Origin of the sequence: Candidatus Erwinia haradaeae (assembly GCF_900698985.1) — a bacterium.
In the GTDB taxonomy this organism is placed as follows: domain Bacteria; phylum Pseudomonadota; class Gammaproteobacteria; order Enterobacterales; family Enterobacteriaceae; genus Erwinia_E; species Erwinia_E haradaeae_B.
Genome location: NZ_LR217730.1, coordinates 844,379 through 862,739 on the forward strand (window position 1 = coordinate 844,379; position 18,361 = coordinate 862,739).

The following is an 18,361-nucleotide window of genomic DNA, read 5'->3' on the forward strand; positions in this document are numbered from 1 at the left end:
ATAAAAATGAACATACATATTCAATTGAATTATTACTAATCTATTTTTTATTTTATATGTCATTCTTAACATTATAGACATTTACTATTTTCTTTATATATAAAAATGAAGAATAAACTTAATTTTATAAAACATACACTATCAAATACTAAGCACATGTGCTTTTAAATCTAGCTACTAAAAACTATAATCAATAGTATAAATAATTACTTAATAACATCGAATAAAATATGATATAATAATTTTATCTAAACAAATCTAAACAAAAATAAAGAGCAAAAAAATCTAATAATTTATACCTAATGCAAACCTTTGTACTATATTTACATATATTAATAAGTTGTTTATTATATACTCTTTATGTTGCAAACTAGAAAACACCAGTTATTAAAAATATCTGCCTGTCCTATTGAGAACTCAGTGCTTGTGCAGGGCAAAGACGACTAGCTTTTCTGGCTGGGTACCAACTAGCAAACAAGCTAAGTACGATAGATGTAACGAATATAATTACCACATCAGAAATCTGCACCTCTGAAGGAAGAAAGTCAATAAAATAAACATCTCTAGAGAGAAAATGACAACCTGTTAATTTTTCGATAATCTCAACAATAGATGTTAATTTAAGAGCTACTAAACTCCCAATAACGATACCAACTAAACTACCTAACACACCACCTAATAGCAAGCCATACCAAATAAAAATAGATCGAATTAAAGAATTATTTGCACCCAAAGTACGTAAAATAGCAATCTGACGACGTTTATCGTGTACTGCTATCATCAATGTGGAAGAAATGTTAAAACAAGCAATACCAATTACTAGTACTATTGATAAATATATTATAGTACGAATCATCTGAATATCGTGATACATATAACCATAAGTTCCAATCCAACTATGTAAATATACATATAAATTCATTGCTTCTCCCACTTGACGGACAAGTAGGTCAGCCTCAAAAGGATGTTTTGCTTTAATCGCAATACCAGTAATATTATTACCGATACACAATAGTTTTTGAGCATCTTCTATTGGAATGTATGCAAGATTGTGATCAAGAACGCCATTCAGGTTAAGAATCCCAGCCAACTGTAAACGCACGTACTTTGGCTGTAATATTTGATCTTCCATATGACAACTTGGGATCATCATAGTTATCCAATCACCAATTTTTAAACTTAAGCTATTAATTATACCTTGCCCAACTAAAATCTGATGCTTATTTGGTAAAAAATTCTTCCAAGTGTCTTCTGTCACATAAGACGATAGAGCACTCATACAGCTTTCTAATTTAGGATCAATTCCTTTTATCTGTAGCGCCAATACCTTACTGTCGCATTCAATCAAACCGGTAAATCGAATATAAGGTGCCGCTGCTACTACACCGGCTACTTTTTCTATTTTTGATAATACAGAGACCCACGCAGTGAAGTCTCGATTAACCGGTTCAAATTCACCATGCGGCACCACTGAGAGAATACGTTGATTAAGTTCACGTTCAAAACCATTCATAGCACTCAGACTAATTATTAGCACAGCAATACTAAGCGCAATACCAAAAGTAGATATTACTGCAACAAGAGAGGAAATACCACCTTGACTCTTGCCGTAACTAAACCGAAAACCAATAAAATAAGCAAGACTACTAATCATAGGCCATTGCCTAAAACACTTTTTTCAAATAAATGACCATGATGTATCTCAAAATTTCGCGGTAAATTTTTTGCTAAATACAAATCATGAGTAACTACTAAAAAAGTGGTGCCATGTTTTTGATTAATATGAGTTAATAATCTTAAGAGAAGATCAGTATTTCGTTCATCAAGATTACCTGTAGGTTCATCAGCTAATACTATATATGGATCATTTACTAACGCACGCGCAATAGCTACTCTTTGCCTTTCCCCACCAGAGAGTCGTGAAGGGCGGCAGGAAGCTTTATCCTCTAAACCAAGTAATTTTAACATTTCGACTGCTTTAATCTTAGCTTTTTTTGTCGCAACCTTCGCAATAAGAAGCGGCATACTTACATTTTCCAAGACACTAAAATCTGGTAAAAGATGATGAAACTGATAAATAAATCCTAGATCTCTATTGCGCAATACAGATTTTTCTGTAGATGACATGGCATTTAAAGATCTCCCTTTCAAAAAAACATCACCAGAAGTTGGAAAATCTAAACCACCTAATAAATGCATTAAGGTACTTTTTCCTGACCCAGAACTACCAATTACCGCTATCATATCACCTTCTTGCACTTGAAATGAAATATTTTGCAAAACATCAGTTTTTATATTATCTCCCTGATAGCTTTTACATAAATTCTCACATTTCAATAAAATCTTTTTAGTCATAGCGTAAAGCCTCAGCTGGCTTAACAGAAGCAGCACGATAGGATGGGTACAGAACTGATAAAAATGCTATAATAATAGCAAAAAAAACAATCATAGTGATTTGCGCAACAGATATCAATATGGGCAATGACAACCCTGGACCAAATATACCTGCTCGTACGATAATATCAGGTAATTGTTTAGCTAAAAATATCCCTAAAATAGAGCCAATTATAGACCCAATCGCTCCAACCATCACCCCTTGTAAAATAAATATAATTAAAATTTGCCCACGCTTCAAGCCTTGGGTTTTTAAAATAGCCACTTCCCATTTTTTCTCTGCAATAAGTAGACAGAGTGATGTAAAAATATTAAACACAGCTATCAAAATAATCAAACCAAACAATAGTCTCATAATATTTTTTTCTATTTTTACTGCGTGAAACAAAGCTCCTTTTGTCTCACGCCAGTCACGCCATACTAAACCATTTGGTAGTTCTCCTTGTTGCATATCATGTATCTGCAGCGGATTATTCAGCCATAGTCGCCAGCCAGTAATATATCCCTTTTGATATCGCATGAGATGCGACGCATCTTCCTGATTCAAAAGAATCTCGTAACTGTCAGCATCACTATTAGACAAAAATATACCAATTACATTAAATAATTTTTGACTTGGCATGCGTCCTAATGGTGTCCACCAGCTGCTACTTGGTACAAGAAGGCGCACTTTTGAGTTCAACCTTAAACCTAAATGATTTGCTAACGCCGCACCAATAATTACATTGTATTTTCCAGCCTGAAGTTGTTTCTGCTTAACGTTTAAGAAAAAAGGTACTAAAGGGTCATCTTGATTAGGGTCAACACCTAATATTACACCAATAGCAATATTATGAGTACCATGTAAAATTACTTCACCTGTAGTAAGAGATGCAATTCGGCGCACACCTGAAACATGTAATTTACTAGAAGATATCTGTTGCGGATTAATGGAACCGGCTTTGCTGGTAACTAACGCCTGCGGCATAAAGCCAAGAATTTTATGCTCCAGCTGCTCTTCTAATCCATTCATTACTGATGATATAGTTACAAGAACCATGACACCTAAGATTAATCCAATTACTGAAAGCCAAGATAACACACACCCAAAACGATTTAATTTAAAATCACGACCCTTCATATAACGTACGGCAATAAATAAAAGGACAGGTTGATACATAATATTTGTCTTTAATGTAACTGTAATCAGTACTAATTATTAGTAGCGATAGTAGTTATCCTATATTATAAAATAACTTAATTTTAATAAAAAATACTGAGATGTAAGTAAACGGAATCCATACTATTGTCTACTGTCAGTATAACCTGCGCTCAAGACATTCAAATTGCATGATCTAAAAAATTCTTAAGGCGCAGCCTCTCTCAAATACTATTAGCATTTTAAATATAATTAATATTCTCTTTCATAATTATCTAATACCCGTTCTTTAATAATTAACTAAACACATATTTTAACTATCATTAAATTATTATCTACATTCTGAAATATTCAATCAATAATCTAAAAAGAACTTATGAAGCTACTATACTTATAATAAATAAGATATTTTTAATTAATGTGTTTAAGATCGTAAGATCCAAGTAATATAACATATACATTTTTATGCATTTTAAAAATTTAAAACTTGTCAATAATTTTTGAGCCTAATATAAATCTCCTGTTAAATTAAGTTAGACGCCTATTCACGTATGATTTTTGTAGATCTTCATTAAATAATATTAGAAAGTTCTTATTTATTGTGATAAAAATAATACTAGCTCTTAGATTAGAGATAAATTTATCATTTTTGCTAGCTAATCACTATCTGTCTGTTTTATAAGATATATATTAAATAATAAGCTATCTATATCTTTAATTACGCTGTATCTTTAATTAAACACTATTAATAATTCAAAAAAAGGCTTTATTGTAAAAAGAAGTAAAGTTATAAAATAAAGTTATATAATGAGGTAGAATCAACCGTGCATTTACCATCATTATACAAAAACTTTAGTTTATTACAGTCTTTAAATTTATATTTAATATAATAACAGATTAATTAAAATTACATAATATATCTGCTAATAAAAAATATTCAGTAAAATCCAAGCGTTCAGAAAAATATAAGAAATATATGATAAAAAAAACAGTAAAAATAATCATTAAATTATAACTAAAGTTAAAATTTTACTTAGTAATTATTAAAAATTAACGCTAATTTCATAATCTTTGAAAATATATAAAAATGTAATATACTAATTATAATTAGGATGATCCTTAATATAACATAAAATCAATTGTCTCATTAAATAACAGCATAGTGTTTACTTAAACATATTATAATTATTGATATATATTAGCTAATCTAGCCACATTTTGTTATCAAAAAAACTGTCTAAATTAAGACAATAATTTAATGTTTAATTTTATTTAAGAATCAATATCTTTATAACATTTATAGAAAGAAGTGATCTATAAAGCATGATGTTATCGAGATATCCCAAAATTGATATGAGACTAAAAATAACTATCCATGATATTTACTGACGTATATTTACTTTAATTAGATGACCCAGAGGCATTGAAAAATAGGTTTCTAAAAAATTAGAGTAAAATTACTGCTAAATATTTTTATTCATTACTCATGCTCGTAGAGTGTTAATGAGTGCATATCAAGTATGCATATCAAATAAATTTTAAAAATATAAATATTTTTATATTATAACATACAAATAACATACAATACACGTAAAAGATTATACAACGATTATCAAAAAGTGATATTATTGTCATAATGTATCGAAACGATCTCCCTTGGTAAGGGGTATTACATATATAAATAGCTATAATAGTGTACTTAAATCATAATATTTTTAATATATTTTAGTTTCAATTAGAACTGGAATACCTGTATATGATGTAATATATTACTTGCTGTTTAAGAGTAAAAGTATCTCTCAGTACCTTAACGTATCAGATACATTATTTAGGAGATAATCCTAGCTGCATGAAAAATGACTTGCGATTAATGAACGGATATGTGATAAATATCCTAGTAAAACGAGATACAGCTCTGTGTGTGAGTAGCATCTTTCAGTAAAGAAGATCTGAGTAAAGACGTTGACGTTGCATACCGCTTCCTTGCCGAGCTTTAATTAATGCCTCATGCAGTAATGTTTCTAGTTTTTCTGAACGTAAAGCCCACGGGCGAATCATCTCTCTAAGGAATTTGTAAAATGGCAAAGATTAAAGGTCAGGTAAAGTGGTTTAACGAGTCTAAAGGGTTTGGTTTTATTACTCCTGCTGATGGCAGTAAAGATGTTTTTGTGCATTTTTCTGCTATTCAGGGTAATGGATTTAAGACTCTTGCTGAAGGTCAAGGCGTGGAATTTGAAATCCAAGATGGACAAAAAGGCCCCGCTGCCGTGAACGTTAGTGCGATCTGATATTGATTAAAGTTTATTATTGATTTTGTTAGAGTAATCTAAACGAAAATCTTGATATGACCTTAATACCACATTTAGCTCCGTCAGAAATGACGGGGCTTTTATAAAATTATTTGCTAATTATTATATAATATTATTATATAATAATAGAATTATAATATAGTTTATTTTATTTTCATTAACTTTTTCATTAATTAAACACTTTTTCAAAAAGGGTTATGTTTTTTATTAATAAACCTGTAAAACATACGTTATTTTTATTTTCTAAAAAAAAAATATATATTTCTACTCCTATAGATAATTATCGATTATATTTTACGATTTTCTGTTATGTTTACATACCTACTATTTAGAATTCACTTAATATATTTATTTTGTAAAAAATTATCATACCTTACAGGTATGAGAAATAAATTAAATATTTAGAAGTAATCTTCTTCTAATTTCTTAAAAATTTTTTTAATATCTCTATATCATTTAACCACAACAAAAGTACATCAGTAAGTATCTATAAATATTTACTGTTAGTCTTGTATCACTCTCTTGCTAATATTAATAATGATTATCATCATTACGATTTCTATGGAATTTTTTGACAATGTTGATATAATATACATCTGTATGTAATAAAAGAATTTTTCTATTTACAAAAAATCTTTACTTTATACGTTAACAGGCAATTAACCTAATCACATATATATTTATAATATTAACATATCTAAAGAAAACGTACCAATCTGAATACATCTAAAAATCCGATGATCGCACCTTATAAAATTGACAGTATTGAACATCTTAAACATATTATGCGCAGATTAATTTATTTCTAATTCAGAAAAAACAATATCATTTTTTGTAAAAACTCGTATATAATAAAAATTATTTTACCAAAAACTTAAAAAATATTTATATTTATATATTCTATATATTAATCATTTTGTTTTAATGTTTAATTATAATGTCAATCTTTTATAGAATCATCACGGATTCAAATATTAAGTGTTTTAATAAATTTTTAGACTTTCTGTATACAATTACAGAACAAAAATATTAGCAGAATTTTTACTTATCTCAGCTATACGTAGAAGCTAATTACATTATATGCATTATCAAGGGATACCTTCTAAAAAGGTAGCATATTATATCTTTTTCCGAAATGAGGAAGCTTAAAAATATACAGCGGACAAAATATTTTAATATTTTGTTACAAGAATGCACTAAAAATAAATAATATAAGACTAAAAGCCTGAAAAATCCATTGAGAATGTGTATGCTAGTACCAATTTTGTGAATACTGTATTATATTACAATATTAACATTATATCGTATGTATTAGTAGGACACCATTATGGACACGCCGGATATCACTCTAGTGAAAAAATTCTTGCTTAATCTTCAAGAAAATATTTGTCAAAAACTAGAAAAAGTAGACCGCACTGGTATTTTCCTTAAAGATACCTGGAGATTACCAGGAAAAGGAACAGGATGTAGCTGCATTCTCAAAAATGGAACAATATTTGAACAAATAGGCGTTAATTTTTCACATATTTATGGCAATTCAATGCCTGTCTTTGCTACAGCAAACCGTCCTGATCTTGCTGGCTGTAAATTCGAAGCAGTAGGTATCTCAGTGGTAATTCATCCTAATAATCCTTATGTTCCTAGTAGCCATGCTAATATACGTTTCTTTATAGCAAAAAGACCAAAAAATACTCACCCTATTTGGTGGTTTGGTGGTGGATTTGATTTAACACCATGTTATGGTTTTTATGAAGATGTTATTTTTTGGCATAAAACCGCCTATAATCTTTGTCAGCCATTTGGTGAGGGTTTATATATGCGCTATAAAAAATGGTGCGATGACTATTTTTATCTTCGACATAGAAATGAGCAGCGTGGTGTTGGAGGGTTATTCTTTGATGATCTTTATGTTAATGGCTTCAATCATAGCTTTCAGTTTGCGCAAGCTGTAGGTCGTAGTTTTTGTGATGCCTATATACCAATTCTTGAAAAACGAAAAGCATTAAAATGGGGTCATCGAGAACGTAATTTTCAGCTTTACCGCCGCGGCCGCTATATTGAATTTAATCTTGTATATGATCGCGGTACATTATTTGGCCTTCATTCTGGAGGGCGTATAGAGTCAATTTTTATATCTATGCCGCCTCTTGCTCGCTGGGAGTATGACTATAAACCTCAAAAAGGAAGTCCAGAAGCAACGCTGTATCGTGATTTTCTAATAGTTAAAGATTGGCTTCAGTAGATAAACATAACATCGAACATATCTGTATTTTATAATATTATATTATAATAATATACTATAATTTCTAAAATAGTTTGATGGTATTTAAAAAATAATTAAAAGTTCTAAAAACGTATTATTTAGTAGTATCTGAGTACAATCAAGATTGCTATATAATCCAAGCTTATTATGCAAATAATTACACCATGCACGATAACTTAAAAATATAAACATGAAAAAAGTATATATCAAAATCTATAGATACCATGACACAATTAAATATGGAACATATAGATATATTTAAATATCTTAAACAGTTCCAGATTTTTTAATGTCTAGATATTATCAATCTTCATCATTTCAATGATTCTACAATGATGATATAGACACTAATTATATGGGATATCTAATTCTCTTATCTTAAGTAACTTGATCTTGCTATTTTAATTTTTTCTAATATTCTTTAATATATATTCAATGGTTGTACTTTTATTAGTAAAATAGAATTTTTATTGTTTTATGATAAACGTTTAATACAATATTTTATTATATACTATACTAATTTGTAATATTTAAAATTCATGTAAAGTTCAGAACTATAAGTGATATTATACATAGAGCATCGGCTAATATGAAAACTATAATGAATATATTTTTGCAATAGAGCTCTCGTAAGAAAATATTAAATCTATCAACGATAGCGAATAGTTCTTATCTATTTCAATAAAGACACGGATTAAATGATATAATAACATCTTTTAAACTTACCTTTACCTATGAAATAATTTTCAGGTAATCCACTGAACCATTGCTCCATGCCTTCTGCTGTATGCTTTTATTAGTATATAATATTGGCATATCAATATAAGAGTAAACAGCACCTTCAAAGTGATCTAGAATAATGAAAAAAGAGTATAATAGGCGTATAAAATTAAGCTTAATAACGCAAATTATGATTGGATTGGTATGCGGCATTGCTTTTGCTTGGTTATCAAAAAGTCATGCAGTCGTAGCAGGCATACTCGGAGAATTATTTATAAATGCATTAAAAGCAATCGCTCCTATATTAGTCTTAATGCTGATTCTTACCTCTATCTCTAATTACCATAATAGAAAAAATAGTAACATTCGTCATATTATAATACTGTATCTAATGAGTACATTTACTGCTTCAATAGTAGCTTTAATCGCTAGCTATTTAGTTCCACAAAACTTAATATTAAAAACCTCTACTACTGATATCGTAACACCCCCCGTTAGTATTTTAGAGATTTTACATGGTTTTTTGCTCAGTATGATCACAAATCTCGTTGAAGCATTAGTGACTGCTAATTATATTAGTATTCTTATCTGGGGAATAGGATTAGGATTCGCATTTCGAAATAGCAGTAATAATACACACATTTTTCTGAATGATATCTCAAAAGCAATTACAAAATTAGTCTGCATTATTATGAAATTTGCACCAATTGGTATATTTGGCCTAATATCATCCAGTCTAGCTTCTACTGGGTTTCATGTAGTATGGCAATATGCACATCTGATTAGCTTACTGATTGGATGCATGCTTGTGATTGCATTACTGCTCAACCCTATACTTGTATGGTGGTATATTCGTCGTAATCCTTATCCATTAGTCTTTACCTGTCTTCGCGAAAGTGGACTCACTGCTTTCTTTACTCGTAGCTCAGTCGCCAATATTCCAGTAAATATGGCTCTTGCAAAAAAATTAGGCTTAAACCAAAATACCTATACAGCATCTATTCCAATTGGAGCAAATATTAGTATGGCTGGTGCATCTATCACAATTACCGTAATGACATTAGCAACTCTACATACTTTACATATGAGCTTGCATATCTCTAGTGCCATTCTGCTCAGTATTGTAGCTTCTATATGTGCATGTGGGGCATCTGCTATAGCAGGAGGCTCACTTCTTCTTATACCACTAGTTTGTCATATGTTTGGAATTCCCCATGAGGTGGCAATGCAAGTCATTGGGATTGGTTTTATTATTAGTGTTTTGCAAGATTCAGCAGAAACTGCATTAAATTCATCAGCAGGTATTTTATTTACCGCCGCTGTTTGTATAGCTGAAAACAATCAACGTGAAAAACAAATCCAATTTTCTACTACAATGTCACCTTTTTTAGATAAACAAAATATTCATAAGACAAAAAATCATTGATGATCTATATACATAGATAACATTATCAGATATGTTAGATTATATTAAGATAATATATTTATACTAAAATATGCTTAGATAGCTACTAAAATAATACATTTGATATTTTCAGATAATCGTCTCTTGATTGTTATATAATATAATAATACTTAACTATAAGGATTACTTAATGATATATTAGTTGAACGATATTAGTAAATAAGAACTAAAAACACTCTATATGCGTCTTAATAATTAATAGAATAAAATTCTCACAAAATAGCAATTTATTTATTCTAATTAAAATCCTAATATATATTAAGGATTTTTATGCATAAAATATATATTTTATTTACAAGCTTTATTATAATCACACTATAGTTACAAGTATTTATTTTGATCCCATGTAATATACATTATACACATAACTTTTATGATTCTGTGAATAAAGCTTTATGCTGATAGATATTTTATCCAGAAAAATTAAATATATTCAGCGACACTGAATATATGTTACAATATTATCATGTAAATTAATATTTTCTATCTTTGCTCTATAAACTCTAGTATTAGGTAAGTCTCACATTTTAGAAAAAACTAGCATAAATATAATTACACTTTATATTACAAATAATTCAATTAACACGCTTCGATTAGTATGTTGAAAAAAAGATTTTACAACAATTATTACCTATACAAAGATAAAAACATCATACATGTATTATCGCATACTCTGTTAATGTAACTAAATAAATATGCACAAAAAAACTCTGGTTACGTAATTTATATACTTGGCTAATATTTCTAAATCAATCTACCTTTTTCGAAGAATCTTGCTATGCATAACACCTTTTACGTGATTGCGCACTCTACACTAACTAACTGCAAGCGATACATTTGCCAATATCTACCTCGCATTGCTAGTAATGCTTGATGGTTACCTTTCTCAACCACCCGACCCCGATGTAATACAAGAATAGTATCTGCTTCGGTAATCGTTGAAAGTCGATGAGCAATCACTACTAATGTAGTATGCTGTCGAACCAAGCATAATGCTTTTTGAATCGCTTGTTCTGTTCCAGAATCAATATTAGCAGTAGCTTCATCTAAAATCAGTATCTGTGGGATAATAACTAATACCCTTGCTATAGCTAATAATTGCTTTTGCCCAATAGATAAGCAATTACCTTGCTCTCCTAGTTCTGTAAAAATACCTTGAGGCATAGAGCGTGCCAAGTCATCTAATTGCACCGCACTTAATACATCCCATACTGCCTGCTCAGTAATATCTCTACCTAAGGTCACATTAGAAAAGAAAGTATCCGCTAGAACCACTGGATCCTGCTGAACCATTGCTATACTATTTCTTAATACAGCATGGCTTAACGAAGAAATCAATCTACTATCAAGATATATCTCACCGTCACTTAGAGGGTAATACCCCATTAACAAATTAGCTAGTGTGCTTTTGCCGCTCCCAGTCTGTCCAACTAATGCCACAAAATGACGCTCTGGTATTGATATGTTAATGTTTTTTAACACAGGATAACCAGAACGATAGCTAAATGTAAGATTAAAAATATCAATTTTTCCACCGCTTAATGGCTGAATATCTTTACCATAAGACTGACGGGGTGAATCTATTAGCTCAAAAATTCTCTCACCTGCTACAGCAGCCTGTTGCAAAATCGACTGCTGCGTAGTAATTTCAATCAGTGGCTCATTAAGACGAGAAAGGTAATTAATAAAAGCATATAAAATACCAACTTCTATTGTGTTATCTGACGAACAGCCATATAACATCATTAATCCACATAATATTAGCGCAGAAAAAAGACTAAGAAGAGGTCTTAATAAAAAACCTTCCAGTCGGATAATGTCCATGCGCGCCCTATAATGCAAACGGCTGGCTTTACCCATGCGTTTACCAAAACGCTCCTGTTGACGAAATTGCTGGATAATACTCATGCCATTAATAACTTCATTAAAACCATTATTAATATCAGCTAAACAACTCCGTAATCGTCGAACGATTGGTGTACTATGACGTTGATATATTAACATAACTGTTAAAACTGCTGGAAAAATAGTGATTGCCACTAAAGCCATACGCCAATTGAGAGTAAACATTGCTATGAGCATAGATCCAACCAGAGCGGCACTACGCAGGGCGGTCGAAACCACGGTTACATACAAATCCCTAACTACTTCAGTATCATTAGTAACCCTAGAGATAATTTGACCGACAGGTTGCGTATCAAAAGCACTTAATGGCTGACGCAAGGCTGCATCCATAACATTAGTGCGCAAATGTTGCACAACGCCTACGGCAACCTGATTAAACCATAATGCCTGCCAATAATATAGTAATGCTGCAAATACCTGAAGAAAGAGATAACTTATAATAATTAAACCAGAAAAAAAATTAAAAGGCATGTGACGTTCATCAATTTGATCAATAAAATAGCTAATTAAAACTGATCCTAACACTTCAGATCCAGCAGCAATCCATAACATCACTACTGCCCAGAAAAGTGATTTTTTCCATGGGGCACCATAAGACAAAAGGCGTTTAATGGTTGGCCAGAGCCGAATAGAATTACCCATGAGGCACTCTACATGTGATATTATCTTGATCTAGTGTCTCTTCTAGCTGCTGATAGCGATACATTTCTCGATACCAACCTTTTCTAGAAATTAACTGTTGATGATTCCCGCGCTGTATTACTGTGCCATTCTGTAATACTAAAATTTCACTCGCCTCAGATAAAACAGATAGACGGTGAGCTGTAATAATTACTGTACGTTTTTCTCCCCAATGTCGTAAGTTGTGCATAATTTTATGCTCAGTTCGGCCATCTACAGCAGAAAGAGCATCATCTAATATAAGAATTTCAGCATTTAATAATAATGCTCTAGCAATAGCAATCCGTTGCTTTTGTCCGCCAGACAGCATTATTCCACGCTCACCAACTTCTGTATCATACCCCTGAGGTAGATGTAATATATCTTCATGAACATGAGCAAGACGAGCTACATACTCAATGTCATACTGTGTAGCTCTAGGACTTCCTAAGGCAATATTCTGTGCCACACTATCAGAAAATAAAAATGGGGTCTGACTTGCTACTGCCAATCTACTACGCCAAATATCTAAACATAACTCAGATAAGGGGATATCATGAAACTGAATGTCACCAGAATCAATATCGAAATGACGTTGAATTAAACTCAAAAAAGTGCTTTTTCCAGATCCAGTTGGCCCGCACAAGCCAAGCATTTGTCCTGGCTGAATAGTGATATTTAAATCAAATAATGCAATTTGCTTAGCGTTAGGATAACAAAATTTCTGAATAGAAATTTTTAAAAGACCACGTTCCTTCGGTAATGTTTTATTACCATCAGGCACTACTGGCGCCTCTGCCAATAAAGCATCAATCCGACTCCAGGCTGCACTACCGCGTTCTACAATATTAAACATCCATGCAAATGCTAACATTGGCCAAATCATTAAACCAAGGTACATTATAAAACTAGTTAGCTGCCCAAGAGTCATCAATCCATGCCATACCATCCAGCTACCCCCAACGACCGCCAGAAGACTTGAGATTGCCACAAAAAGATAAATTGTTGGATCAAAACGCGCATCAATACGGGCTGCGCGTAGATTTTGATCTCCTGTATCTTTTGCAATAATAGCAAATTTATCTGATTGATGACCTTCTAGACCAAACGCTTTAATCATTCGGATACTGCTTAAACTTTCTTGAGTTTGATCGTTTAGTGACGAAAAAGCAGCTTGCACCTTTTTAAAACGATTATGTAATTGCTGTCCGTAACATTTAATTACTAACGCCATGATGGGCATCGGAATTAAAGCTATCAAAGTAAGGCTCAAACTAATTTGATTAATCATAACTACTAAAACTGTGAACCCCATAACTACAGAGTCCACCAAAGTTAAAAATCCCTCTCCAGCAGCAAAAACCACACAATCTACATCATTAGTAGCCCGAGCGATCAAATCACCAGTTCGATGACGTAAGTAAAAGGCAGGATTCTGGCGACTAAGCTTCTGATAAAAACCGTCACGGAGTTCTACCGCGAGATAATAGGAAGCTCCAAATAATAATATACGCCATATATAATGGAGAAAATATACAATAATCGCTGTAAGTAACATTACAACAATCCACTTTATGAGTTGGTAATTGCTAAAACCCCCTTGCTTAACACCATCTACAATTTTACCGACAATGTGCGGTGGAAAAAGCTTAAGTACAGCAATTATAAGCAAAAGCAAAACAGCACCAAGATAACGACGCCATTCTCGCAAAAAATACCAACTTAATTGGCTAAACAATTGCACTAGAAAAAATCCTGATTATCAACTGAATTAGCAAAAATTAAAATCACCACTTAAATAGAGACCGGTAAAGCAGTAGTATATTTTATTTCTTCCATCGCGAAACTTGAAGTCACATCAAACAAAGCAGGAACTCCATTAAGCAGTTTTTTATAAAAAGTGTCATAACTTTTTATATTAGCTACTTGCACTCTCAAGAAATAATCGTACTCCCCAGCCATACGATACAAACCCATAACTTCTGGCATGGCTTTTACTACACTAACAAACTGATAAAACCAGTCCCGACTATGCTGATTAGTTTTAATTAAAACAAAAACAGTAACATCAAGACCTAGCTTCTTAGTATCTAGAAGTGCGACTCGTGCCCGAATATAACCTTCATCCTCTAATCTTTTCAAACGTTTCCAGCAAGGGGTTGTCGTAAGACAAATTTTCTCTGCTAATACCTGTAAAGATAAAGTACAATCCCGTTGTAAAAAGTTTAATAATAAACGATCTTTTTTATCCAACATTATCGGTAGCAAAATATTCTCCTTTTACTCATTCTAGAAGTAGGATTTTAGCAACCTTTTCTCCTAGTATCTCGTTAGTCTGACCTATATACTAAACTTACTACACAGATCGGAGAAAGGATGAAAAGAAAAATTTATCATAACCTTTTAATAATAGGTTTATTTACAATTGTTTGTCTTACCTGGGGCACAACATGGGTGGCTATGAAGATTACCGTCTCTACAGTGCCACCTATTTTTGCTACCGGACTACGATTCCTGTGTGCAGCTCCATTGTTATTACTTCTAGCTCGCTACAAAAAAGCCCCATTATTATTTCCATCTGGTCAATTCGGTTTTCAATTATGCGTGACACTGTTCTACTTTGCCATCCCTTTTACTTTAATGCTTTATGGTGAACGTTATACATCTTCTAGTTTAGCATCAATTATTTTTGCTACAATGCCGGCTGCTGTTTTAACATTATCTTTAATCATACTACGAGAGCGTGCAACTGTACGACAAATACTCGGCTTAGCTATCAGCATTGCAACCTTAAGTATTATTTTATGGTATGAAGGTCATTCCGGCATAAAAAATCAACTATGTGGCATAGTAGCACTATTAATGGCAGTACTAATGCATGCTATCATGTACGTCCAATGCAAAAAACGTTGCATCGGCATTTCTGTTCTTAGTTATAATGCCTTACCTTCTTTAGGTGCTGGTGTACTGCTAACAACGCTTGGGTTAACTGAATCACCTAATTTTTCTACATTTACTTCTCAATCACTTTTATCAATAAGTTACCTAGGTATTGTTGCTGGTGTTGGAGGAGTTCTCGCATATTTTTCTTTACAAAAGATTACTCAACCATTTAAAGCATCTTTAGTTTTTATGATTTTTCCAATAATTTCAATAATATTGGATAACATAATTAACGGAAGTAGCATTAGCTATCAATCCGTAATCTTGCTGATACCTTTTTTATTTGGAATAATCCTTATATTATATCGCTATCCTGCAAGACCTAATGCTTCCTAAGCTCAGCATGTCTAGAAAAATATTTTTTAACTTAACATAATTCATCATCCCTAAGTGCCTCTAACAGAAAATAATTATACTACGCAGATAGTTTATAATCTGTCTGCTTTAATCTTACCAGGCTAACGTGTAAAATTTTATAGTTATAGTATATAAAATTACCTATAATTCTTTATTATTCCACTTGTTTTAGATGTACGTAAAGAATTAACCATTACATAAAAATTATTGATTATTTTGTGAGAACACTTAATCTAAAATACTACCTCTATTATCTAATGCTTTATGCGATTTCCTCTTTAAGTTAACTTAATAGAAATATAGAGTAAATAATATTACTCTTTAAGATAGAACAAAGCATTCTTTAAATAGGTATTGTGATTGCATTTATTATATTATATTATAAATAACATTATAGAAAGGACAGTAACCTTTGACTTATCTTCTAATTATATTACAAAAAACAACCAAAACAACAATAATATGATCTAAAATAGATCAGTTGGTATTAATCCAGACAATAAAAAGATTTCAATAAAAACAGTGTAAAAAGAAAATTAGAAAAACGTATGCACAATACTTAAAAATACCCATTATAAAACAATTGAAAAGTTAAGACTCTTAAAAAACGCAAAAATACATCAGCTAATCTCTGCAATCAAATTAGATAAGTAATGATAATCAGTATAAAAACAACCAGATTCCATATGCCGCTAAAGATATGACGAACATGTTTTCTTTATTTAAAATAATGTTCTGTTCGTTTTGTGATGCCAAATATTCAAACTAGCATTATAATACTTGTCAAGAACTAAAATATATTTTTGATTAATCAGAACTAACCATGATAATAAGAAATTATTAGCATCATTAATAATAATTTTTCGCCTCTTGAGAGCATTGAAAAAGGAAAAATTTAATCATAAGCGCATTAAAAAAAATAAAAGAACTACTCAAAAAAAAACCCATTTAAAAATGCAACGGGGTTTTATACTTACTAGTAGCACCCTAAGTTACTACATCATAAATGATTTGCAATATTATTGCAGACTCACAGAATAAGTTACTAACTAATAACACTAAACATAGAACAATATTATCCAATAATTTTTTGATAGAAAAATATTATAATTATGACTAAAATATATTCAAACCACTAGAGATAACCAAAATTATTCATGAGTCATTATTAAAGGCATCCCTCGTCTTAAATGAAATCAAAAAAATGGAATACATCTATAACAAAGACGATCATTATATAAAAAATTTTTCTTATTCTAATCTTACAAGATTTTACCTAATTTTAAAAAAGCCTGCGATTTTACTGCTCTTCTAACGACCAGTCATGCATTCTTAATGACAATATTAAAAGATGTAAAATTTATACTACCGTATCATGCTAACGAAAATTATCAAACTCAATGCTTACTATTTGTTTTCTTTATCTTAATGCAAATCAATAACTTTGATTGAACATCTATCCTACAAAATTATAAAATACTAGTGCATACTAAATAATCTTTACAAAAAATATCATTAAAGATTTTAGAAGTCTTCTTTTTAAATGTATGAATTTCAGAAAGTTCTACAATAACAATAACAATAACAATAACAACAACAATAACAATAAAAAAAAATACTTATGTAGGATGCATTATTTTATTGTATTAATTTTATCATCTAGAAATGAAATAATTGTAATACGTTTTTCTAGTATATAATTGACGTAATTTATAGTAAAATTTTTTATCTAATATTATAATATATTTACATTAAATAGTATGGTATATATATTATATATTATTACTATTTTTAGTTTTTATTAATAAATAATTTAATTTTTATAAAAATATCTTATCATTACATATTACTGTGTTGGATATGATTATCCAAATACTTGTTTTGTTCCGATGATAATGTATAACATTTAGTTTATATCAGCTTATATAAATACTTTATAATTTAAAGAAATATACATATTATTAATTTTAATTACATATAATTATGATAAAGAAAAAGCAATCATTATATAACTTATTTAGAAAAAAATATATATACAGCATTAAATTAATCTAATTATATAATATTATATATATAGTTAATGTAAACTAAATCTATTTATTACACTAAATCTTCTTTTTAAGTGATCCAAAAAAATTTATAAAAATTTTTTCCAATATTGAGAGAAACTATAAAAACTTGATTTTAAAAAAACTTAATATATTCAT

General features: G+C 30.5%; 11 protein-coding genes. 5 read left to right on the plus strand and 6 right to left on the minus strand.

The genetic code is table 11. The features are described from left to right. Positions 1 to 406 precede the first annotated feature (406 nt). From lolE to lolC, 3 genes are read right to left on the minus strand one after another with little or no spacing between them, the layout of a single operon-like run. Positions 407 to 1,654, minus strand: a complete 1,248-nt coding sequence (gene lolE / locus ERCIPSPA2889_RS02635) for a lipoprotein-releasing ABC transporter permease subunit LolE (RefSeq protein WP_157989294.1) — start codon at positions 1,652 to 1,654, stop codon at positions 407 to 409. Further along, a complete protein-coding gene (lolD, locus tag ERCIPSPA2889_RS02640; RefSeq protein WP_157989295.1) occupies positions 1,651 to 2,355 on the minus strand; it encodes a lipoprotein-releasing ABC transporter ATP-binding protein LolD in 705 nt (234 codons plus the stop codon). Before lolD ends, lolE begins: the two co-directional genes overlap by 4 nt. Beyond that, complete coding sequence (lolC, locus tag ERCIPSPA2889_RS02645; protein ID WP_157989296.1) at positions 2,348 to 3,553, minus strand: lipoprotein-releasing ABC transporter permease subunit LolC; 1,206 nt, start codon at positions 3,551 to 3,553, stop codon at positions 2,348 to 2,350. Before lolC ends, lolD begins: the two co-directional genes overlap by 8 nt. A gap of 1,928 nt (positions 3,554 to 5,481) precedes the next feature. Here lolC and ERCIPSPA2889_RS03375 point away from each other — a divergent pair. From ERCIPSPA2889_RS03375 to sstT, 4 genes are all read left to right on the plus strand, one after another. Beyond that, the gene (locus tag ERCIPSPA2889_RS03375; protein ID WP_232037618.1) at positions 5,482 to 5,529 is read left to right on the plus strand and encodes a hypothetical protein; all 48 of its coding nucleotides are present in this window, start codon (positions 5,482 to 5,484) and stop codon (positions 5,527 to 5,529) included. 81 nt (positions 5,530 to 5,610) lie between these two features. Next, positions 5,611 to 5,820, plus strand: coding sequence for a transcription antiterminator/RNA stability regulator CspE (gene cspE / locus ERCIPSPA2889_RS02655; protein ID WP_072666400.1), 210 nt, complete (start codon positions 5,611 to 5,613; stop codon positions 5,818 to 5,820). A gap of 1,348 nt (positions 5,821 to 7,168) precedes the next feature. Continuing rightward, positions 7,169 to 8,083: an oxygen-dependent coproporphyrinogen oxidase gene (gene hemF / locus ERCIPSPA2889_RS02660; protein WP_157989297.1), complete on the plus strand. Its 915-nt coding sequence runs from the start codon at positions 7,169 to 7,171 to the stop codon at positions 8,081 to 8,083. 880 nt (positions 8,084 to 8,963) lie between these two features. Further along, positions 8,964 to 10,250 (plus strand): serine/threonine transporter SstT, encoded by a 1,287-nt coding sequence (gene sstT / locus ERCIPSPA2889_RS02665; protein WP_157989298.1) that lies wholly within the window; start codon positions 8,964 to 8,966, stop codon positions 10,248 to 10,250. Positions 10,251 to 11,081: 831 nt separating this feature from the next. On the opposite strand, the gene ERCIPSPA2889_RS02670 is transcribed toward sstT, so the two are convergent. Genes ERCIPSPA2889_RS02670 through ERCIPSPA2889_RS02680 form a run of 3 tightly spaced genes read right to left on the minus strand, consistent with a single transcriptional unit; the run spans position 11,082 to position 15,110 of the window. Further along, a complete protein-coding gene (locus tag ERCIPSPA2889_RS02670; RefSeq protein ID WP_157989299.1) occupies positions 11,082 to 12,836 on the minus strand; it encodes a SmdB family multidrug efflux ABC transporter permease/ATP-binding protein in 1,755 nt (584 codons plus the stop codon). Continuing rightward, on the minus strand, positions 12,829 to 14,598 hold the full coding sequence (locus ERCIPSPA2889_RS02675) for a SmdA family multidrug ABC transporter permease/ATP-binding protein (RefSeq protein ID WP_157989300.1): 1,770 nt from the start codon (positions 14,596 to 14,598) through the stop codon (positions 12,829 to 12,831). Before ERCIPSPA2889_RS02675 ends, ERCIPSPA2889_RS02670 begins: the two co-directional genes overlap by 8 nt. A gap of 50 nt (positions 14,599 to 14,648) precedes the next feature. Beyond that, positions 14,649 to 15,110, minus strand: a complete 462-nt coding sequence (locus ERCIPSPA2889_RS02680) for an Lrp/AsnC family transcriptional regulator (protein WP_157989437.1) — start codon at positions 15,108 to 15,110, stop codon at positions 14,649 to 14,651. 120 nt (positions 15,111 to 15,230) lie between these two features. Here ERCIPSPA2889_RS02680 and ERCIPSPA2889_RS02685 point away from each other — a divergent pair, with 120 nt between their 5' ends. Next, the gene (locus ERCIPSPA2889_RS02685; RefSeq protein ID WP_157989301.1) at positions 15,231 to 16,133 is read left to right on the plus strand and encodes a DMT family transporter; all 903 of its coding nucleotides are present in this window, start codon (positions 15,231 to 15,233) and stop codon (positions 16,131 to 16,133) included. Positions 16,134 to 18,361 lie beyond the last annotated feature (2,228 nt).

Bases quoted from the DNA above. Each gene is read 5' to 3' on its own strand.
- lolE (WP_157989294.1), bottom strand. From the start codon at position 1,654: ATGATTAGTAGTCTTGCTTATTTTATTGGTTTTCGGTTTAGTTACGGC.
- lolD (WP_157989295.1), bottom strand. From the start codon at position 2,355: ATGACTAAAAAGATTTTATTGAAATGTGAGAATTTATGTAAAAGCTAT.
- lolC (WP_157989296.1), bottom strand. From the start codon at position 3,553: ATGTATCAACCTGTCCTTTTATTTATTGCCGTACGTTATATGAAGGGT.
- cspE (WP_072666400.1), top strand. From the start codon at position 5,611: ATGGCAAAGATTAAAGGTCAGGTAAAGTGGTTTAACGAGTCTAAAGGG.
- hemF (WP_157989297.1), top strand. From the start codon at position 7,169: ATGGACACGCCGGATATCACTCTAGTGAAAAAATTCTTGCTTAATCTT.
- sstT (WP_157989298.1), top strand. From the start codon at position 8,964: ATGAAAAAAGAGTATAATAGGCGTATAAAATTAAGCTTAATAACGCAA.
- ERCIPSPA2889_RS02670 (WP_157989299.1), bottom strand. From the start codon at position 12,836: ATGGGTAATTCTATTCGGCTCTGGCCAACCATTAAACGCCTTTTGTCT.
- ERCIPSPA2889_RS02680 (WP_157989437.1), bottom strand. From the start codon at position 15,110: ATGTTGGATAAAAAAGATCGTTTATTATTAAACTTTTTACAACGGGAT.
- ERCIPSPA2889_RS02685 (WP_157989301.1), top strand. From the start codon at position 15,231: ATGAAAAGAAAAATTTATCATAACCTTTTAATAATAGGTTTATTTACA.